Origin of the sequence: Vibrio sp. K4 (assembly GCF_051122595.1) — a bacterium.
Classification (GTDB): domain Bacteria; phylum Pseudomonadota; class Gammaproteobacteria; order Enterobacterales; family Vibrionaceae; genus Vibrio; species Vibrio owensii.
The window spans coordinates 1080733-1102051 of record NZ_CP178577.1 but is presented as its reverse complement, the minus strand read 5'-3'; the positions used below and the strand labels follow the sequence as shown (position 1 = coordinate 1102051).

19 protein-coding genes are annotated in these 21319 nt (G+C 45.0%); 12 read left to right on the top strand and 7 right to left on the bottom strand.

All coding sequences use genetic code 11. The features are described from left to right. Positions 1 to 6: 6 nt before the first annotated feature. A complete protein-coding gene (locus ACLIIY_RS05075) occupies positions 7 to 546 on the bottom strand; it encodes a heme NO-binding domain-containing protein (protein ID WP_009706860.1) in 540 nt (179 codons plus the stop codon). Between the two features lie 124 nt (positions 547 to 670). Between ACLIIY_RS05075 and ACLIIY_RS05070 the strand changes: the two genes are divergently transcribed. The 5 genes from ACLIIY_RS05070 (at position 671) to ACLIIY_RS05050 (ending at position 6850) form a co-directional block, all read left to right on the top strand. Next, positions 671 to 1270, top strand: a complete 600-nt coding sequence (locus ACLIIY_RS05070; RefSeq protein WP_020196933.1) for a CoA pyrophosphatase — start codon at positions 671 to 673, stop codon at positions 1268 to 1270. Between the two features lie 346 nt (positions 1271 to 1616). Beyond that, the gene (locus ACLIIY_RS05065; RefSeq protein ID WP_009706862.1) at positions 1617 to 2870 is read left to right on the top strand and encodes an aromatic amino acid transport family protein; all 1254 of its coding nucleotides are present in this window, start codon (positions 1617 to 1619) and stop codon (positions 2868 to 2870) included. Between the two features lie 97 nt (positions 2871 to 2967). After that, positions 2968 to 4329, top strand: a complete 1362-nt coding sequence (locus ACLIIY_RS05060) for an L-serine ammonia-lyase (RefSeq protein ID WP_005438813.1) — start codon at positions 2968 to 2970, stop codon at positions 4327 to 4329. 230 nt (positions 4330 to 4559) lie between these two features. Further along, positions 4560 to 6275, top strand: a complete 1716-nt coding sequence (gene tpdA / locus ACLIIY_RS05055; protein WP_434528222.1) for a cyclic di-GMP phosphodiesterase TpdA — start codon at positions 4560 to 4562, stop codon at positions 6273 to 6275. Positions 6276 to 6382: 107 nt separating this feature from the next. Beyond that, positions 6383 to 6850 (top strand): GNAT family N-acetyltransferase, encoded by a 468-nt coding sequence (locus tag ACLIIY_RS05050; protein WP_009706864.1) that lies wholly within the window; start codon positions 6383 to 6385, stop codon positions 6848 to 6850. 55 nt (positions 6851 to 6905) lie between these two features. On the opposite strand, the gene ACLIIY_RS05045 is transcribed toward ACLIIY_RS05050, so the two are convergent. Continuing rightward, positions 6906 to 7043: a hypothetical protein gene (locus ACLIIY_RS05045; protein ID WP_009706865.1), complete on the bottom strand. Its 138-nt coding sequence runs from the start codon at positions 7041 to 7043 to the stop codon at positions 6906 to 6908. Positions 7044 to 7307: 264 nt separating this feature from the next. Between ACLIIY_RS05045 and ACLIIY_RS05040 the strand changes: the two genes are divergently transcribed. Further along, positions 7308 to 8093 carry a response regulator transcription factor gene (locus tag ACLIIY_RS05040; RefSeq protein ID WP_434528221.1) on the top strand — a complete coding sequence of 262 codons (786 nt, stop codon included), beginning with the start codon at positions 7308 to 7310 and terminating at the stop codon, positions 8091 to 8093. Positions 8094 to 8224: 131 nt separating this feature from the next. Here ACLIIY_RS05040 and queD read toward each other — a convergent pair whose 3' ends face one another. Further along, positions 8225 to 8587, bottom strand: a complete 363-nt coding sequence (queD, locus tag ACLIIY_RS05035) for a 6-carboxytetrahydropterin synthase QueD (RefSeq protein WP_005376896.1) — start codon at positions 8585 to 8587, stop codon at positions 8225 to 8227. Between the two features lie 530 nt (positions 8588 to 9117). Here queD and ACLIIY_RS05030 point away from each other — a divergent pair. Continuing rightward, a complete protein-coding gene (locus ACLIIY_RS05030) occupies positions 9118 to 10743 on the top strand; it encodes a methyl-accepting chemotaxis protein (protein ID WP_045415815.1) in 1626 nt (541 codons plus the stop codon). Positions 10744 to 10929: 186 nt separating this feature from the next. Next, on the top strand, positions 10930 to 12330 hold the full coding sequence (asnS, locus tag ACLIIY_RS05025) for an asparagine--tRNA ligase (protein ID WP_009706868.1): 1401 nt from the start codon (positions 10930 to 10932) through the stop codon (positions 12328 to 12330). A gap of 74 nt (positions 12331 to 12404) precedes the next feature. On the opposite strand, the gene ACLIIY_RS05020 is transcribed toward asnS, so the two are convergent. From ACLIIY_RS05020 to ACLIIY_RS05010, 3 genes are all read right to left on the bottom strand, one after another. Then, positions 12405 to 12764 carry a hypothetical protein gene (locus tag ACLIIY_RS05020; protein WP_033005870.1) on the bottom strand — a complete coding sequence of 120 codons (360 nt, stop codon included), beginning with the start codon at positions 12762 to 12764 and terminating at the stop codon, positions 12405 to 12407. A gap of 31 nt (positions 12765 to 12795) precedes the next feature. Next, on the bottom strand, positions 12796 to 13017 hold the full coding sequence (locus ACLIIY_RS05015) for a hypothetical protein (RefSeq protein WP_009706870.1): 222 nt from the start codon (positions 13015 to 13017) through the stop codon (positions 12796 to 12798). Positions 13018 to 13101: 84 nt separating this feature from the next. Next, positions 13102 to 14505, bottom strand: a complete 1404-nt coding sequence (locus ACLIIY_RS05010) for a PLP-dependent aminotransferase family protein (protein ID WP_434528220.1) — start codon at positions 14503 to 14505, stop codon at positions 13102 to 13104. A 176-nt stretch (positions 14506 to 14681) separates the two neighbouring features. Here ACLIIY_RS05010 and ACLIIY_RS05005 point away from each other — a divergent pair, with 176 nt between their 5' ends. Next, complete coding sequence (locus ACLIIY_RS05005; protein ID WP_020196940.1) at positions 14682 to 14912, top strand: hypothetical protein; 231 nt, start codon at positions 14682 to 14684, stop codon at positions 14910 to 14912. A gap of 200 nt (positions 14913 to 15112) precedes the next feature. Continuing rightward, a complete protein-coding gene (locus tag ACLIIY_RS05000; protein WP_005438842.1) occupies positions 15113 to 15412 on the top strand; it encodes a hypothetical protein in 300 nt (99 codons plus the stop codon). A gap of 143 nt (positions 15413 to 15555) precedes the next feature. On the opposite strand, the gene ACLIIY_RS04995 is transcribed toward ACLIIY_RS05000, so the two are convergent. Then, positions 15556 to 16617, bottom strand: a complete 1062-nt coding sequence (locus ACLIIY_RS04995; RefSeq protein WP_434528219.1) for a LacI family DNA-binding transcriptional regulator — start codon at positions 16615 to 16617, stop codon at positions 15556 to 15558. 232 nt (positions 16618 to 16849) lie between these two features. Here ACLIIY_RS04995 and ACLIIY_RS04990 point away from each other — a divergent pair, with 232 nt between their 5' ends. Beyond that, positions 16850 to 18952, top strand: coding sequence for an alpha-galactosidase (locus tag ACLIIY_RS04990; protein WP_434528218.1), 2103 nt, complete (start codon positions 16850 to 16852; stop codon positions 18950 to 18952). Positions 18953 to 19085: 133 nt separating this feature from the next. Next, positions 19086 to 20807 (top strand): solute:sodium symporter family transporter, encoded by a 1722-nt coding sequence (locus ACLIIY_RS04985; protein WP_005438848.1) that lies wholly within the window; start codon positions 19086 to 19088, stop codon positions 20805 to 20807. Positions 20808 to 21319: the final 512 nt, after the last annotated feature.

Here is a 21319-nt window from a genome sequence, read left to right as displayed (position 1 = left end):
ATTGCCTTATTGAGCCTCCAGCCAAAAACGTACTTGGCTTCCGTCATCCGATTGGTTTTGATGTTTAACAACGACACTCTCATTGAAGTGGTTTGCACAACCTTGTATAAGGCCGACACAAACATGCGCCATGCAACGTGCGCTTCGATAATCAAACACCATTTCTGATTCTGTTTCATTAATAAAATCAAATTGCGGTGGATTGGCGTCTGGGTAAAGCTTTTTCACTTCGACATGAATAAAGTCTTCTACATGGCGCACAAATTGGAACGTGGTGGTGCACTGTTGAAGACTGGCATGGTTTGGAATGGACTTAAGTAGATTTTGAAATACGCACTCACCAAACACTTCTTGAAGCTTTTCTGGCGGAATGTCAGACACTTTGCTGAGGTTAACGATCAACTTAACGAGGTCTCGATGGTCATAACTGCCTACCGAGGTGTAAATGCCTTCATCGTTGGAAAGGTCCAAGACTTGGTCAAGCACTTCCAGACCAAACTTGTCCTCCACTAACTCCATGAACTCTGTGAAAATTATCCCTTTCATCGTCTTCAACTAACCTTATAGTGACGTCTTAAAATAAAGAATGGTGTATAACTCTATAAGTTTCAAATTAATATGCGCACAACACCATCAAAAGCACACTCAATTTGGGGATAAGGATTTCACTTTGGTCATCGATAAATCAACACTGTTACAAAACTTCCAACTACAACTTCCGACGGGCTATCACCGCGAGTCTTTAGGGCGCTTAGCTCACCTCAAAGAAAATACCTTACGAGATGCCGCTGTCTTGATTGGGTTTGTTGAACGTGAAGAAGGTCTTCAAGTCATTTTGACCAAGCGCGCCGAGCATCTGAGACATCATCCGGGGCAGATCAGCTTCCCTGGAGGAAAATATGAGAATGACGATCACACCTTGGTCAATACCGCTCTTAGAGAGGCAGAAGAAGAAATTGGTATTCACCAAACGCATATACAGGTTTTTGGTCAGTTACCTAAGCTACCTACTATTAGCCAGTTTAATGTGACGCCATTTTTGGCCTTCGTTTCTCCAGACTACACAACTCGCATTGACCAAAATGAAGTCGCGGAAGTTTTTGAAGTGCCAGCCAACCATATTTTGAACCCAGAGAAGCTTTACAGTACAAAATTCAACCTAAGAAAGACAAGTCACCGCGTGTTTGCAATCCCCTACCAGCGTCATTTTATCTGGGGAATGACAGCACAAATTATCGAATCGATGCAAAAACACATCATTTCTAACTAACTGTCTTATCAATGGCAACTCACCCATCAAGCCAAACATTATGTGCATCTATATTAATAAAAAGTTATTTTTCAAACATCAATTCACATTAGTTTAATTTGATTTTTATAAGGCAAACGCTTGCGGTGAGAAAAATTTATACACCAACCGCTTCAGATAAGTTTTTCTAATTCCACTCATTAGCAATAATCACGTGTAGCACGCCATTTTCGTGATAAAAAGCAGGTTTTTGACATATCATTCAATAAGCTCGAGCAATACATGATTTAGATCTAATTTTCCTAGTGCAAAATCTTGCAAAATTGGCCCCGACTTATTTCCTGTTCCCAAAATGAGTAACTCAAAAATGAATACAACTACTTCTGCGGCTTCAACCGCACAATCGTCTAGTAAGTTTTCTTACAAAGACTTCACCTGGTGTTTGTCCCTATTTGGTACAGCAGTAGGTGCAGGTGTACTTTTCCTTCCAATTAAAGCAGGTGCTGGCGGTTTCTGGCCATTAGTTATCCTAGCTCTAATCGCGGCACCAATGACTTGGTTCGCACACAAATCTCTAGCTCGTTTCGTACTTTCTGCGAAAAACCCTGAAGCTGATATCACTGACACAGTAGAAGAGCACTTCGGTAAAACTGGCGCAAACCTTATTACTTTTGCTTACTTCTTCGCTATCTACCCAATCGTACTAATCTACGGTGTTGGTATCACAAACACGGTTGACTCTTTCCTAGTTAACCAAATGGGTATGGAATCTATCCCTCGCTGGCTACTATCTGGCGCGTTAATCGCTGCTATGACCGCGGGTGTAGTATTCGGTAAAGAGCTAATGCTGAAAGCAACATCAGCAATGGTTTACCCTCTAGTATTCATCCTACTAGCGCTTTCTTTCTACCTAATTCCTGACTGGAATACATCAATGATGGAAGTGTCTCCAAACTGGGGCGAAATGCCTTCAATCGTTTGGCTAGCAATTCCAATCATCGTATTCTCATTCAACCACAGCCCAATCATCTCTCAGTTCTCTAAAGAACAACGTCGTGTATACGGTGATGACGCAGTTAAGAAAACTGACGCGATCACTGGCGGTGCAGCGATGATGCTAATGGGTTTTGTAATGTTCTTCGTATTCTCTGTAGTACTTTCTCTTTCTCCAGAGCAACTAGCATCTGCGCAAGAACAAAACATCTCAGTACTGTCTTACCTAGCTAACGTTCACGAGTCTCCACTTATCTCTTACATGGGTCCTCTAGTGGCGTTCGCAGCAATCACTTCAAGCTACTTCGGTCACTTCCTAGGCGCACACGAAGGTCTAGTTGGTCTAATCAAATCTCGCTCTGAAACTCCTAAGAGCAAGATCGAAAAAGCATCACTAATCTTCATCGTTGTGACTACTTGGATCGTTGCTATCGTTAACCCAAGCATCCTAGGCATGATTGAAACAATGGGTGCACCGATGATCGCTGCAATCCTATTCTTGATGCCTGTATTCGCTATGAACAAAGTTCCTGCAATGGCGAAGTACAAAACTTCAGCACCTGTACAGATTTTCACAGCAATCTGTGGTCTTGCAGCAATTAGTTCTGTAATCTACGGCGCTCTTTAATCACCGCTCTCTATAAAAGCGTGATTAATTCAAGAATATAACGATAATAAAAAGCCTCCCAACTCCCCTTGGGAGGCTTTGTTCTGAGGTAATCGATATGATTAGTGTTTTTGACATCTATAAGATCGGCGTTGGTCCTTCAAGCTCACACACTGTAGGTCCAATGAAAGCGGGTAAAGAATTTATTGATGATTTACGCTCAATGGGAAAATTGCGCGACATCACTAAAATCACCGTTGACGTTTATGGTTCACTATCACTGACAGGGAAAGGTCACCACACGGATATCGCGATCATCATGGGTCTTGCAGGCAACTCCCCTGAGAAAGTAGATATCGACTCTATTCCGGGCTTTATCGCTCGCGTAGAAGAAACTGAGCGCCTACCTGTTGGCATGCACTGTCATACAGTATCGTTCCCGAAAGATGGTGGTATGAACTTCCATACTACTAACCTTGAGCTTCACGAAAACGGCATGCAGATCCACGCGTGGATCGAAGACGAAAAAGTGTACTCAAAGACTTACTACTCTATCGGCGGTGGTTTCATCGTTGATGAAGAGAACTTCGGTAAAGAAGTAGAGAACCCAATCAAGGTTCCTTACGAATACACAACTGCAGAAGAGCTTGTTCACCAGTGTAAAGAAAGCGGTCTTTCTATTAGCGCATTGGTAATGAAGAACGAACACTCTCTGCACTCTGATGAAGAGACTCGTACATACTTCGCAAACATCTGGCGCACAATGCGTGAGTGTATGGATCGCGGTATGAACGAAGAAGGTATTCTGCCTGGTCCACTACGCGTGCCTCGTCGTGCAGCAGCACTTCGTCAGCAACTGCTTACTTCTGAAAAGACAACAAACGATCCAATGTCGGTTGTTGACTGGGTAAACATGTTTGCTTTCGCAGTAAACGAAGAGAACGCAGCAGGTGGCCGCGTTGTGACAGCACCAACGAACGGTGCATGTGGCATCATCCCTGCGGTACTGGCTTACTACGATAAGTTCATCCAAACTGTGACTGAAAAAGATTACATCCGTTACTTTGCTGCTTCTGGCGCAATCGGTGGTCTTTACAAGCGCAACGCGTCTATCTCTGGTGCAGAGGTTGGCTGTCAGGGTGAAGTTGGCGTGGCATGTTCTATGGCGGCAGCAGGTCTTGCTGAGCTTATGGGTGGTAGCCCTGAGCAAGTATGTATGGCTGCAGAAATCGCAATGGAGCACAACCTAGGTCTAACGTGTGACCCTGTTGCAGGTCAGGTACAGGTTCCATGTATCGAGCGTAACGGTATCGCGGCAGTAAAAGCGATCAACTCGACTCGTATGGCACTACGTCGTTCTTCAGCTCCAACTGTTTCTCTAGATAAGGTTATCGAAACCATGCTAGAAACCGGTAAAGACATGAACGCGAAATACCGTGAGACATCTCAAGGCGGCCTAGCAATCAAAGTGATTTGCTAATCCCCTCTTCTCTGAATTGAAAAGCCCGAGCCATGTGCTCGGGCTTTTTTTTCATTTGCTTTTTTCCTTTAAAACCCTCCTAAGAAAAATTCCCTCTAGATTGAGCTTTATAAAAAAATCTAAAATTACGACTATATCCAGAAGTTTAGGATATGCCCGTAGAAGGTCACATACCTACTAACCCAATATTGATAACTTATTCAAAAAATAATCCTGGAGCGCTTTAACACATGATTAGGTTTGAACTTGGAAACCAAATCTGCGTTTGCTTGTCCGAAAAAGAACTTTCATTACAGCTCAATAACTCCATTCACTCCGCTATCCCCGTCAACAGAATTGAATATTTAATCCTCAGCACCATTGCCGCTTTTGGTAGCTTAAACGCGCCTATCAGTCAGAGGAAAATCGAAAAGAAGTTGTCATCGCAACATCACTTGATGTTGCCGGAAAATGGATTTAAGAACGCTGTTGCGTCGATACGAAAGAAGTTCAGACAACTGACGAAGAACCACGTCGAGACGCAAAAGTCTCTTATCGAAAACATCCACCGAAAGGGATATTTTGTGCCTTACGATAGCCAACACGCGCAAAAAGATGGACTACTGCAACAATCAAGAATCCACAAACACGCGCTGCACAGCGTTAGAATGGCGATAGGCATTTGTTTGCGAAGCCGAGCGCTTTACTTCAATTTGCTGTTTTTTATCACCTTTACCATGCTGCTTTATGTCGCCGTGTGTTTTTACACCATCAGTACAATCGTCAGACAAAACTATTTCGATGGCGCGATGGACTTTGCCCACGACCTTGCTCAGCGCAGCTGTTTTGAACATGAAGACCAGCTTCGTGGTTTATTCGATAACGTGCAATTGGTTGAGTCCGCTTTAATGACAGACAAGCACAATATTCGCTGCTTAGTCACGCCAGAAACTGTGGTTCCGGTCAACGAAAGAGACCGTGAGACTTGGTTAAACAACGACAGTTACACCACACACTCTTTTGTTTTCGATGGAGCTCAAGTTCTTGTTCGAGTAAAGAACATCAATTTGTCGAATAACATTGAGAGCCACATGTCTCGCATGTTCTTATCCGGGATGAAAGTGTGTACTAACACCGGTACAGCGTTAGAAATCGGCGATACTCGTGGGCAATCCTTCCTCTACAACGTCAACGACAATGGCTATAAAGAGATCTATTACGTCTCTGGCCCTATTACGAGCATCTTGATTTTGAGCTTCATACTAATGTTCGCTATCAGGCATAAAAAGCTGCGTTCCCTGCTGACTTACATGTGGGCAATCCGCGAATTTAATCTCAAGCTAGAGCCAATCCACAATACATCTAACCGGCAGAATATCCATTACGAGGTGTTGTCCCGTTTTAAAGTTAAAAACACTCAACGTTTTATAGAGCGTTTGATAGCGAACGGATTGCTGATAAACCACACTCTACTGGTGATCAAAACCGTCTTCGGTGACTCGAAATCGCTGCTTGCGCCATTGAGCATTAATGTGTGCCCTTCTCTGCTTGAAGGCCATAACTTTACTCGTTTGTATCGACAGCTTAACCAACTCGATTGCTCATTGCTGACAATCGAAATCACCGAGAACGCCTCAATGTATTACACCAGAGAAATCTTCGACAACATCAGCAAGCTCAAAGAGATGGGTTGTAAGATCAGTATTGACGATTTTGGTACTGGAAATAACAACGTTGAGCTTATCAGCCACATCACGCCCAACTACCTTAAGATTGACCGCTTGTTTGTGATGAACCTGAAGCAAGATGACAAGAAGGTTGAGACACTGCGCCAGCTGATTGCCATGGGTCATACCTATCACTGCACGGTTATCGTAGAGGGGGTTGAAACTGCAGAGTGTGCGCATCTCCTCACCACATTGGGCGCCCACATCCATCAAGGTTTCTACTATCCACTTTGCCGCTAGTTCCCTCAATTTATTGACAAAATCTGTACATAACCAGATTGCGTACTTTTAATATCCACAACTATAATGGCGGTATTGTGTTTACCGCCTCTGAATAGATTCAGAACATGATCGCCATTAAACCTGCCAAGCTAAAGGATTTTGCTAGCTTGATGCAATTGGAAGTGCATGAAAATCAAAAAGGATTTTTTAAGCCATTTGAACAGGCTTACCAAAATAGGACGAAATCAGAAGTCTTTTACACCATCTTCCACGACTACTTAACTGTCGGGTACTTGGTGATTGATAAAGCGTTTGCTCAACACGCCCCTTTTGCGAAGCGTCATGAATTGGGCCTGAGTTACATCATGATCGACAAACGATTCCAACAACAAGGAATTGGTACATCGACACTGCAAAAGTTGATGATGTATGGCTACGCGATTGATGCGGAGAGCAACTCGGTGTGCGCAACGGTCGCAAACCAAAATAAGGTCGGTATTAAACTGTTTGAGTCAGCGGGGTTTGAAAACACCCAGAAAACGATTTACGAAGAGAGTGGAAAAGCGCTGATCTTGCGCCACGCATTAAGCTGATTTGCCCCTAAAATGAAAATAGGCAGGTTCTTTATGAGCCTGCCTATTTACTAAGTCATACTGCCATTACTTCCGCTTGCCATCCGTAACCTGTGTATTCTTTTGCTAATTCTTCAGCAACAAACGTTGATACCACCACTTCAACCCACCTACTGTGTGAGCCTGTGCGGTAACGCAGTTTTACCATTTTCATTAAAACCTCTCCGGACTATGATTAAGCGGCGGAGACTTGCTCGCCATTCACCAATAACTATAATTTTAAAAAAACCACGATATCCATGCAGTTGGAGCTCTTTGCTCATACGTGCGTGAACTCTCTCCTTGAGATAAAACGGATATAGTGTATGTTATTCGAAAAACTTCGAATTAATGCGGGAGCCATTCTGCAGAATGATATGAACAGGATGTAGAGTAAAATTACTGCATTTATAAAAAACGATAAGATGAGCCAGTTTTTATGGGCAGCGATATAGGTAAAACGACAGGAACCAGTTTTGAAGCACTCATGATGCGTCAAGCGAAGAGTTTGACGACTTCTCATGCAGATGAATGTCAAAGCCAACTCGAACAATTCATGCTTGAAGCAATGGATTGGTTTGAGATCGATCGCATGACGATGTTCCCTAACTCCATGCTTTTCTTCAATCAAGGGAAAACCCTTTCTGTTGCGCGAGCACCTCACAAGATCCTGACTGCGGAACAAGTCGGTGTGGAAGACGGTGAGCGCTACCTGCGTCTGATTGGCAACTCTGAAGAGATTCAAATCTTCGACAAAGACAAGCTCGCCACTAGTGATGTTGTCGTTTTGCGTATGCTTTCTGCCCAAGGCGCATGTTGCCACTATACGATTCCATTAACTCAATTTGGTCAACGTTGGGGCGGATTGTCTTTTACTTTGTTCGGTAGCGGCCGCTGTGGATTAACCGAAACGCAATTGGAACAAGTGACGTTCATTTCCCATATGTGGTTATCCTTCTGGCAACACTCAAAGCTTCACCGCAGTTTGCATCGCCCAGATATGAAGACGGATAACGAAAACCATCGAATGCTAAGGTTGAGTCACCGTCAATGCGATGTGCTGGGTTTGCTGGCGAAAGGCTTATCGGCAAAAGAGATTGCCACCGAGTTGAACCTGAGCCCTCGAACCATAGAATCACACAAGTATCGGCTGTTGGACATGTTAGAGCTCGATAGCCATGCGGATTTGGTGCAGTTCGCGCTTCGCAACGGCATAGGTTACTAACGTCCTCTACTCTGCCGACATTTGTCCTAGATTAGCCATTTAGCCTTGCTTAAAAAGATCGCTTCCAGATAAACAGATAAAGAAAAGGCAAGCCGCGTGGCTTGCCTTTCTAATAGGAATGCAAAGGGAACTTACTCACCCTTGTAGATACAACCTGCTGTACAAGTTTCTTTGATCTCTACTTTGCTCAGTAGAGGCAGGCTTGGCTTAAGTTGTTGCCAAATCCACTTCGCTAGTACTTCACTAGTCGGGTTTTCTAGACCTTCAATATCGTTCAAGTAGTAGTGGTCTAGGCGGTTGTAAATTGGCTTGAATGCCGCTTTGATCTCTGCGAAATCAACAACCCAACCTGTATGCGGATCTACTTCACCTTCTACATAAAGACGAACAAGGAAAGAGTGCCCGTGTAAGCGTCCACACTTGTGACCTTCTGGTACGTGTGGCAAGTGGTGTGCCGCTTCGAACATAAACTCTTTGTATAATTCTGTTTTCATCTTGATTCTCAGGCTTTAAAAAGACACGCAATACTAAGGAATTCACCCTTTAATGACAACCTTTATCAATAGCTGCCACAAAGCTTACGAGCGCAATCGTTAAAGTCGGTCAGCGAGGATGCCATCACACAAAATACTCAAAAATAAAAAAGGCAATCACCTATGAGGAGATAATTGCCAAAGTCTGGAAAATGCCAGAAAAGTGATGGTTTAGGAATCTAACGCAGGGCCGGTGGTTAGATTACCCGTGCCCTCACACGCGCGTTTGAAATAAACGTGTGAAAACGGACGCTACCCTAACCTATTTCGGGTTAACGATGGGTTAAAGGCATAAATTACTGACCCAATTTGAGCCCCTTTTTTCACTGTCGCATTTTTGGCACCACGCCAAACAATTGATTACACACTACTTACATCACATTTACATAACCCTACTCTGTTTGGGGTCACATTCATTCGGGCTATTCATCGCTCAAATTTCGCTAACCCCTTAATATTGTGGCGTTCGTTCCAAATACACTTATAAAAATATGCGCTCAACTATAACCTTCAAGCTCCTACTCGCTCTTATCGCGGTGTTCACTTGTGTACTCGCGGTATCGACGGGCTACCAGTACTATCAACAAAAAACGCTCATCAATGATGTCCTTAGTGAACAGCTCCACGATAAGGCGAGCAACTACTTCGATAGCCTAAATATGATGATGCTAACCGGCACCATGTCACAGAAAGAAACGTTGCGTCAAAAAGCCCTAGCCCAAGAAGGCATAGAGCAGGTACGCGTCTTACGTGCTGATACCGTCTCTAAATTCTATGGTCCTGGTGATGCCAATCAAAAGCCTGTTGATGATATAGACCAACGTGCACTTAGCGGAGAGTTAGTGATTGAGCCAATCAGTGCGGATTGGGGAAAAGGATTGGTTGTTGCATTACCAATGAAGTCGAGCGAAAACTACCGTGGTACGAACTGTGTTTCTTGCCATATCGCTCCTGAGGGTGAAGTACTTGGTGCAATTCGTCTTGAGTACAATATGAACCACGTCAACTCGCTGATTAACAAGCAAGCTATGTTTGCAATGGGCATCATGTCGGTAATCGCGTTTGTCGGTTTCTTGATCACCATGGGGCTGATTCGCAAGATCATTGTTCGCCCTATTCAGAAAACCTCACGATTTATGTCTAACGTGAGTGCCAGCAAAGATCTCTCTAAGCGTTTGGAACACAGTCAAAAGGATGAAGTTGGGCAACTTTCCGATTCTATCAACTCCTTTATGGATACGGTCTGTGAAAGCCTCGAGCAGGTTCGCGAGACTTCACATTCCCTCGCTGGTTCAGCAAATAGGCTCACCGATGTTGCTCAATCCACTGATGAAGCCGCCGATAATCAACAAGTCGAAACCAACGAAGTCCAGACCAACATTACTGGTATGCTTGACCAACAAGGGGTTGTTGAACAAGCGACCATTGATGCCACAACGTTAGTCAATCACACCGTCGATGTCGCAACAAGCAGCGCTGGCCAAGCGCATCATGTCAGCGAAGACATCAAGAGCCTAGTCACCGACATCGACAAAGTGCGTGAAAAGATAACGACGTTAAATCAACAAACGGAAGAAGTGTCTTCTATTCTTGGCGTGATCAAAGGTATTGCAGAGCAAACCAACCTACTGGCTCTTAATGCCGCGATAGAAGCTGCCCGCGCAGGCGACCAAGGTCGAGGTTTTGCTGTCGTCGCTGATGAAGTGCGTAATCTTGCCTCCCGTACAGCGGAAGCCACCAGCAATATCGAAACCATCATTTCGCAATTCCAACAAGGCAGTGAAGAGTCTCTCAGTTCGGTCGATAGTGTGTGTGAGTTTGCCCATCAACGCTCTGTCGATGTCGAAGCGTTGTCGGCAACAATGAGAAACGTGGTGGATGAAATGCACCAAGTGTTGAAGCATGCCGAAAATATTCAACAGCAAACTCAAACCACTTCCGGTGTGAGTAAACACATTCAGGCGAAAGTCGATACGATTACCTTGCACGCAAACGAGACCTCTCAATCCGCATCGCACACTCGCGAGATCAGCGTCGATTTAGAGCACCTTTCTGAGCGTTTGGAGTCATTACTTAACCAATTTACCCTGTCGGAGGAACAAAGGAGGAATAAATAGGAAAATTCTCTCCTCCAAAATGAATATAAAGGTTGAAGCTGACGATTTGACAGGTAATATGTTTCGATGAATCTAAAAAATTCTATCCAACTCAACACTTCGCTTGTTTTTTAAACAATTTTGTTGTGAGACAGGCACTTTTAAGTGTTGAGTTGAATTTTTACCTCAATGGAGAATATTGAAAACATGACTTACGCGCCTGTATCAGACGTTTTGAAAGGTCAGCTAGCAGTAGACAGTGAAGTAACTGTTCGTGGCTGGATCCGTTCACGTCGTGATTCCAAAGCTGGAATCTCTTTCCTTGCCATTTATGACGGCTCTTGTTTCGACCCGATTCAGGCCGTGGTCCCTAATAATCTTAATAATTACGACAACGAAGTACTAAAGCTAACTACTGGCTGTTCTGTTGAAGTAACTGGTAAGATTGTTGCCTCTCCTGCGAAAGGTCAAGACTTCGAACTAGCAGCAACTGACGTTAAAGTTGTAGGCTGGGTTGAAGATGCTGACACTTACCCAATGGCAAAGACTCGTCACTCTATTGAGTACCTACGTGAAGTAGCGCACCTACGTCCGCGCACAAACGTAATCGGTGCAGTAGCACGTGTACGTAACTGTCTATCTCAAGCGATCCACCGCTTTTACCACGAGCAAGGTTACTTCTGGGTATCTGCGCCACTAATCACTGCTTCAGATGCTGAAGGTGCTGGTGAAATGTTCCGCGTATCTACGCTAGACATGGAAAACCTACCTCGCACTGAAGAAGGCAAAGTAGATTACAACGAAGATTTCTTCGGTAAAGAAACGTTCCTAACTGTATCTGGTCAGCTAAACGCAGAAGCTTACGCTTGTGCACTAAGCAAAGTTTACACGTTCGGTCCTACTTTCCGTGCTGAAAACTCAAACACGAGCCGCCACCTAGCGGAATTCTGGATGGTTGAGCCTGAAGTTGCGTTCGCAGAACTAGACGACGTGGCAAAACTGGCTGAAGACATGCTGAAGTTCGTGTTCAAAGCAGTGCTTGCAGAGTGTCGTGATGACCTTGAGTTCTTTGCTCAACGCATCGACAAAGAAGCGATCACTCGCCTAGAGCAGTTCGTTTCTTCTGACTTCGCGCAAGTTGACTACACTGACGCAATCCAGATTCTTCTTGATTCAGGTCGTGAGTTCGAATTCCCAGTTGAATGGGGTATCGACATGTCTTCTGAGCACGAGCGTTTCCTTGCTGAAGAACACTTCAAAGCGCCTGTAATCGTTAAGAACTACCCGAAAGACATCAAAGCATTCTACATGCGTGCTAACGATGACGGTAAAACAGTTGCAGCAATGGATGTACTAGCACCAGGCATCGGCGAAATCATCGGTGGTTCTCAACGTGAAGAGCGTCTAGACATCCTAGATGCACGTATGCGTGAAGTGGGTATCGATCCTGAGCACATGAGCTGGTACCGCGACCTACGTCGTTACGGCACAGTGCCACACGCAGGCTTCGGTCTAGGCTTCGAGCGTCTAGTATCTTACGTAACAGGTATGGGCAACGTTCGTGACGTGATCCCATTCCCACGTACTCCTCGCTCTGCGAACTTCTAATCGCCACTGAGTGATATAGAATTAAAAAGACCTCCCATATGGAGGTCTTTTATTTTGTCTTTAGCGAACGTAACTCAGTTAAGTGACACACTCACGTTCTTGCCGTTAACACTGCCGATGGTCAAAGGCGATTGTCTTTCACCTTGCTTTATCAGTACTTTCGTATTGACCTGAGCGGTAGAGCGTTGAAGCTTACTTGCTTGTTTCACGGACACTTCCAGCGTGTAATCTGGATGGAGCTTATCGACAGAACCAGAAAAGTCGATGCGTTCTTGTTCATTGTCAATTCGTGCTTCAAAGTGATTGTCTGGTTGAATCTCAGCAACAAGCTGGGTTTGGTCATAGTTCAACGTGACTGACTTGGGCTCACTATTTTGGCTTGCTGAAGCACCAAATGCCGCAAGGCACAGCGCAAGTGATAACACTCTCTTCATTCCGCTCTTCCCTATTGTTTGTAATGAGTCGTTAAGGCTCACTCTCATCATCTTTATCAGCGTTAGCTGCGTACTTCACACCTAACACGCACAAGCCAAACATAATAAAGGGAATAACGGCGGCTGTGTACTCCGTCCACGCCATATGAGAAAAAGATTTCGCTAAAATAAGGTGAGCAAACACCAACAAGAAAGCGCTAAAAACCGCTACTGCGATCAATCGTAACTCATGTTTTACCAACTGCTTTTTCATCATCACTCCTTGTATAGAGGTTTCTAGTGATGATTGAAGCACAGCTGGTTAGAAAAGCGCTGATACAGTTTGACCAAAAAAACACTAAACAGTTGCTTGGCGGACAAGACTACCTAACTTTTTGACCGCACTCTCTAAATGCTCGCTATCAGAAAAAGAAGTATTCAACCTCAAATAGTGCTCAAGCTTCTCTTCGACAGAAAACAATTTTCCGTAAGCCACGGTCACCTGCTCCTTCAAGAGTGTTTGATAAAGTTGTTTACTGTCCACCTCTTGAGGCAGTTCTAGCCACAAGAAATACCCACCCGAAGGTAGGTGATAATTCACTGTCTGAGGAAGGTATGTTTTGATGAGGGCAACGAAGCGTTCTTGTCTCTGTTGCAACGTTCTACGTAACTTTCTTAGGTGATTATCGTAACTGTCGTTTTGAAGATAATGCGCCACGCCCTGTTGGATAGGCGCACTGCCAGAAAGCGTCGACATTAACTGCAGTTTTTGAATCGGTTCATTAAAGCGCTTGTTAACCACCCACCCCAATCGATAACCGGGACAAAGGCTTTTTGATAGTGAACCACAGTGAAGCACTCGCTCTTGAGTGTCGAAGCTTTTCAGTGATGCCGGTTTTTTATCCGCAAAATAGAGCTCAGCGTAGACGTCATCCTCGATCAGATACACATCATACTGGTTTGCAAGCTCGACGATACGCTGCTTGTTCTGTTCAGAAAGCGAAGTGCCTGTCGGATTATGAAAATTCGTCATCAACCAGCAAGCGCGTATATCGCTATTGGTAAACGCCCATTCTAGTTGCTCTATTGAATGGCCATGCTGCGCATCAACAGGGATCTCGATTACGTTCAAACCGAGTCGTTCAATCGCTTGTCGTGCCCCATAGAAGGTCGGCGATTCAATCACAACTGTATCTCCAGGACGAGTCACTGCTTGTAAGCTAAGGTTCAGTGCCTCTAGTGCGCCCGAAGTAATCACGATATCGTCATGGGTGAGGTTCAGGCCTTGTTGAATGTAGCGCTGCGCAATCAGGCGACGTAGCGATTCACTGCCTGGAGGAAGATTATCTAACAGCGTATCTGGCCCCATTTTTCGCCCAGAACTGGCGAGGTTACGGTTTAACGCTTCCAACGGGAACAAGGCTGGATCCGGAAAAGCCGAACCAAGCTTAATCGACTCTGGTGACCCTTGATGTTTCAAAAAATCATAAAGCTCATCATTAACCGAGGCACGATATACGTTTTTCTCTGCGCTCTTTGGCTCTAGCCTATCCAACTCTGCAGTAACGAAGTAACCAGACTGAGGTTTGGCAACCACCCAACCTTGCGCTTCGAGCAATTGATAAGCTTGCAGTACTGTTCCTGCGCTCACCGAATGGTTACGACTCGTCATTCGCACGGAGGGCAGTTTTTCTCCTGCTCTCCACGTATTTTTTTGGATCTGAGATTTAAACAACTCAGCCAGTTGGCGATATCGGTTCATGCTTCCCTCATTCCTGACTATCGAGCGCACATTAGCATACTTCGCGCCTTTATAACGACATCACACTTATCAAACTCGAAACGTAATTAATCAATCTTAGTGATATCAATTCCCGTTACGAAATGAGAATTTATGTTCCATACTTTCAAAGGCATGAAATTCTGCGGGAGGAAATGATGAAAATGTTTACGATGGATGACCTCTCTTATCGAGGTGTACATAAAGGCGTTCACAGTTGGGATCACCCAGAAGGCAACAACCCTTACTACTGGCATCCAGACTGGCTTCACATTGCAGAAGACGCACTGGGCGTTCACCCTAAGGCTGAGTTAGAGGTACCTGAGGGTGAAACCGCGACAGAAGAACATGCGAAAGCGGCGATCATCAAACATCTGAACGGGCAATAGGGTAAATTAAGTACCTATTTTTCAGGTGGTTATTGCCATGAAGAATCAATAAATCTATCTGAATGAGAGCTGTGCAGCGGATTGGATTATTTATCAGCAAGATAAATCGATAGCAGTCACATTAATTCCGATAACATCTGTTACATTTATAGTGTAATGGTGACGCACACCTCAACTCATGACTATGAGAGACGATAATAATGACGAAATACAACGAAAACGATATCCAATACAAAGGCGAATCTAACGGTGTTCACTCTTGGAGCACTTCGTCAGGTCAGCCTTATTACTGGCACCCGGATTGGCTGCACGTAGCTGAAGATGCAACAGGTTCTCACCCTAAGCAAAAACTAGAAGTAGAAGCCTCTGAAGCGCCAACAGAAAAGCATGCTCTAAAAGCGATTCTTAAGCACATGAATGACTGGGCTACAGGTAAGCTGTCTTCTAACCCAGACATTGAAACCAATGCACACGAATCTGAAATGAATCTGAAAAAATAAGCTCTGCGCTTGTTAACATCAGAGACAAAAATTGAGCCCCGCAACGTCGGGGCTTTCTTCTGTCTGCCGATATCATTTTTGGCCTAGTTTCACTCCAGCCAACATTGAACTTTCATCGATTGGCTCAGTGACAAAAAAGTCCACTATGGTAACAAACGGCGAATGTTCTCTAAGTGCACCAGTATTTCTTGCTTGTCATAAAGCGTATCCGCCTTTGCTGATGTGCTTTGTCGTTCAACCAAGCTGACAGGCAAAACTTCTGACACAACGCCTTGCCCTTTCTCCATCTGGCTCAGTACTAGTTTGACCGCCCTTCGTCCAAGCTCATTGAAATCTTGCTTAACCGTAGTCAGAGGGGGTGAGAAAAACTGGCTGTCTTGAATGCCATCGAACCCAACAACAGAGACAGTTTTAGGGACATTAATACCAGCCTCCGAAAGCGCGCATAACACACCAAGCGCCATCTGATCATTTGCGACTAATACGGCATCAAAAGATACACCTTTTAACACGGCATCTTTAATGGCGTTGTATCCACTGGCTGCTTGCCAATCTCCCTCATAGTACGCCGCTTGCACCAATTCATGTTGCTGAATCTGCGATTGCCACTCTTGATAACGAATCTGAGAAGCCGTGGATGCCTTAGGTCCAGAGATGCACACAAAGGATTCGCGCCTGTGTTCGATCAAATGAGAGATCGCCAAATTTGCTCCAGCTTTATGATCACAACTGAGGGAATTGACGGGCGTCCCCTCTGGTACATCAATAAAAACCAGCGTGAGCTGACTGAACTGCTCCACAAGGTTCTCTGCCATCTCTCTGGTAACCGGGGCGTTGATAATAATGGCATCAACTTGCTGGGCAATGAGTTCTCGGATTGCGCTACGGAATTCCTCAATGGAGTTGTCACCTAACACTGCCAGCGCCGTCGCGTAATCCATCTCATGCGCTTGATTGCGAACGCCATTAGCAATAAGAGCCACACCGTGCAGTGAGATATCCAAAGAGACAATACCGATGATCCGCGACTTCGCTCGGCTCAACATTTGTGCCCCTTTGTTCGGCACGTATCCAAGCTTTTTGATTGCGTCGTTGACTCGTTTTCGTGTTTCTTCTGCGACGTTATCCGCGCCATTAGTTACGCGTGATACGGTTTGCGTCGAAACCCCAGCTAACCGTGCAACATCTTTAAACGTGACTGCCACTGCGTTCTCCTATTCTGATTTGCTGTTCACTCTACCAAATTCATTCGAATGTTCTCGTGAACAATGTCGTAAAAAACATGAAAAAATGTTCCCGAAAACAGCAGATCTAGCACACAAAACCGCGTTCTAAAACCTGTTCAAAGTCACATTTAAACGGCTACTTAATCGAAATAAAACCAAACAAGCGCATGATTATTTGCAGATTAAATGTTTGCGAAAACAGAGAAACAACATGCAAAAAATTGTTCACTTAAAATCCAAGAATCACAGCATGATCATTAAAGTGGATCATGTTCCTGAAATCCTTCATTGGGGAGCCAAGATCGCTCAGATCGATCCCGATTTAATGCTCTCAACCGAGCGTCCTATCTCGCAGGCTCGTCTTGATGTCGACGTACCCTTATCACTCTGTCCTGAGCTTGGTAGTGGTCACTTTAATGCGCCTGGGATTGAAGGGCATCGCAATGGCGAAGACTGGGCTCCCGTGTTCACAACCACATCCATTGAACACGATGACAACAGCGCGACATTTACTCTGCAAGATGACATTGCGGGTCTTGAATTATTGATTGAGCTAAAACTGGACTTTAACAGTGATGTGGTACAGAAACGCATCACCGTAAAAAATACGACTGCCGGTGAGTATTGCTTAGGTAAGCTCTCCTCTACCCTGCCACTTCCTAACCATGCAAACGAGCTGATGACGTTCCACGGTCGCTGGTGCCATGAGTTTCAAACTCAGCGTTTGAGCTTTGAGCATGGTGGCTTTATGCAAGAAAACCGTCGCGGTCGCACCTCTCACGAAAACTTCCCAGGTTTGTTCGCGGGCACTAATGGCTTTAGTGAACAATTGGGGCAAGTTTGGGGCTTCCATCTTGGTTGGAGTGGTAACCACCAACTTCGTGCCGACGTTCGCAGTGACGGTCGTCGCTTTGTTCAAGCTGGTGAACTGTTACTGTCTGGTGAAAAGCGTCTACAAAGCGGTGAAACCTACCAATCACCATGGCTTTACGCGACATACAGTAACTCGGGTTTGAATGGAATATCAGAGCGATTCCACGAATTTGTTCGTGCCAATATTATTCAATTTCCAAACAACAAACCTCGCCCTGTTCACTTAAACACGTGGGAAGGCATCTACTTCGATCACAAACCTGAATACATCATGCAGATGGCAACCGAAGCCGCTGAAATGGGTGTCGAGCGCTTCATCATTGACGATGGTTGGTTCATTGGTCGTGATGGCGAACGCGCAGCGCTTGGTGACTGGTACTTGGATGAAACGAAGTACCCAAATGGTCTAGAGCCTGTCATCGAGCACGTAAACAACAAAGGCATGGAGTTTGGTCTTTGGGTAGAGCCAGAGATGGTCAGCCAAGACTCAAACCTCTATCGCCAACACCCAGATTGGGTATTGAGTCTGCAAGGCTACCACCAGCCTTCAGGTCGCTGGCAATACGTGTTGGATTTGCAAAACCAAGATTGCTTCAACTACCTGTTTGAGCGTTTGAATGACTTACTGACTCGTTACAACATCGGCTACCTGAAATGGGACATGAACCGTGAATTGGTTCAACCAGGACATCAAGGTAAACCTGCTGTGCATGGTCAAACGAAAGCGCTTTACCGCTTGCTAGACGAGCTTCAAGCAGCACACCCTGCGGTTGAAATTGAGTCTTGCTCTTCGGGTGGTGGTCGTATTGATTTTGAAATCCTTAAACGCACTCACCGTTTCTGGGCTTCTGATTGTAACGATGCGCTGGAACGTCAAGCGATTCAACGTGGTATGAGCTACTTCTTCCCACCTGAAGTCATGGGCGCTCACATTGGTCCTGCAGAGTGTCACTCAACCAATCGTCGCCATGCGATCAATATGCGTGGCGTGACGGCGTTAAGTGGTCACATGGGTGTGGAGCTCGATCCAGTAAAAGAAAGCGCGGAAGAAAAACAAGCGTTTGCTCATTACATTCAACTGCACAAGCAGTATCGCGATTTGCTTCATTCTGGACGTACTTTCCACATCGATCCTGCCGATCAAAACCAGAACATCTATGGCGTTGAGAACGGACAAGAAATGCTGATTACGGTGTGTCAGTTGGCCATGCCAAATCATGCGCTGCCATCTCCGCTTCGCGTTAGCTGTGCGGATGAAAATGCCCGTTACGAAGTCAAGATTGTTGAAATGCCAAAAACCAGCTTCCAGTTGATGAAACAACGTCCGCAATGGCTAGACAAAACCCTGACGTTAAGTGGCGATAACTTAAAGGAAATTGGGGTGACGCTTCCGATTCTCGATCCAGAATCGGCGCTCATTGTTCATCTTAAGAAAATTTAAACCTCTATCTGTGCCCTCTAGCGACCGGGTTTCAACTTCGCGTTGTTCCTGATAAAACACTCCTATACGCGCTAGAGGGGCACCCTACAACTAACAAGCAAAACTTAATTGCTTAACTTGTTAAGGAAACAAAATGTCTATTACAGTATTACTTTCGTTCTTGCTGTTTACAGGCTTTGTTGTGGTGTTCACTTACAGCAAAGTTAAAAACGATAAAAACACCTCTCAAGACGGCTTCTTCCTTGGTGGACGAAGCTTAACAGGCGGTCTGATTGCCAGCTCCTTGATTCTGACCAACCTGAGTGCCACCAGCTTTGTTGGCATGAGTGCGCAATCCTACACCCACAACATGAGTGTGATGGGTTGGGAAGTGGCCTCTGGCGTCACACTGGTGATCATTGCGCTGCTGCTTGTCCCTCGTTACCTTAAGCAAGGTATCACCACTATTCCTGACTTCTTAGAAAGTCGTTACGACATGTCGGTGAAGAAGTTCGTTACCCTGTTGTTCTTGTGCCAATACGTCATCAACATTCTACCTACCACTCTTTACGCTGGCGCAGTGGTACTGGGTGAAATCTTTGATGTGCAAGGTTTGCTGGGCATTTCTGAGTTCAGCTCTATCGCCCTTATTTCTGCCACTATCGGTTTGCTGGGTTTCTTCTACGCGATTTACGGCGGTCTAAAAGCCGTGGTAATTGCAGACACGATCAACGGCGTAGGCTTGATCACCGGCGGTTTGATGATCCCTGTATTTGGTCTGATGGCATTAGGCGGCGGTAACTTTATGGAAGGTTTAGACGTATTGCTGACGGCCGCTCCAGAAAAGCTGCAATCCGTAGGTAAAGAGACCGACCCACTGCCGTTCTCTACCCTGTTCACAGGTCTATTGCTGGTGAACTTGTACTACTGGGGTACTGACCAATCCATTATCCAACGTGCACTTGGCGCGAAAAACCTGAAAGAAGGTCAGAAAGGTGTGATTCTCGCGGGTGCGATTAAAGTTATCTCTCCACTGTTTCTTATCATTCCGGGCATCATTGCGTTCCACATGTTTGGCGCAGATGCAGGCAACCCAGACACGATGTACACACGCTTGGTGAACGAAGTATTGCCTAAGCCGCTGGTTGGTTTCTTTGTTGCGGTCATGTTCGGCGCAATCCTAAGTACCTTTAATGGTGTATTGAACAGCTCAACAACCTTGTTTGCTTTGAACGTTTACAAACCATTATTTGGCAAAGACAAATCGGATGAAGAGTTAGTCGGGAAAGGTCGTATCTTCGGCGTTATCATTGCTATCATTTCGGTCTGTATTGCCCCTTTCATCATGTACGCACCAGAAGGCTTGTTCCAATACCTACAAATGGTTGCGGGCTTCTTTAGTGTGCCTATCTTCACTATCGTGTTTGTGGGCTACATTTCAAAACGTGTTCCTGCTATTGCTGCTAAAGTTGCTTTGGTCGTGTTTGTCAGCTCTTACGCTGCGATGCAATTGGTCTTTGGTACGCCAATCCACTTCCTACACCAATTAGCGATTCTATTCGTCGTGTGTACTGCTCTGATGTTTGCGATTGGTCACTTCATGCCGCGTGATACAGACTACGTAATGCCAGTGAATGAGAATATCGATGTGACGCCGTGGTCATTCCGCTTTGAAGCATCAGCGGTCATCATCTACATGGTATTGGGTGCTTACGTGATGTTCTCAGACTTTGGTTTTGTCTCAAGCGATCCGACTATCATGCAAGTGTACGGCTTCTGTGGTCTGGTCTTGATGTTCGGTGTGGTTTCTAACTACTTCATCAAACGCAGAAAGCACAAAGAAGTGTCAAAGCTCAATGACATGTACATGCCATAAGTCGACTTAGCTTTCATACACATAAAAATCGGAGCACTAGCTCCGATTTTTGTTTTCTACCGAAACTTCATCATCAACAACGAGCTTTTGAGGAAAAAAATTGCTCCTCGAGGTAATTTTTAACCTTTCGGATTTTTCGAGGTAAACGCAACATCGGAAGAACAAATGCATAGAGAAGGGTAATCAAAGTTCAACTTTAAATAAATTACACAAATACATCATCAGACCTTATAAAACCTAGAAATATCGATGTTCATGCAATCATCTCTTCGCCGCTCTGTTCAATTTATGAAGCCCCTTTGAGGTAGGATCTAAGTGCGGTTTTACTTTCAAGTTAAAGATGCACCCCGCTTCCCTTTCTCTGTCCTTATAGCGCTTAATGAAATCTATCGCTAGAATCGCAGGTCTTTGATTTTACAAGTGACAGATCAATTAACAGCATCGATAACATAACCAAATTCCTCTCTAGAAGCGCAACCAAGAGTGAAAACAATGATGCTGAGGATGTTCCT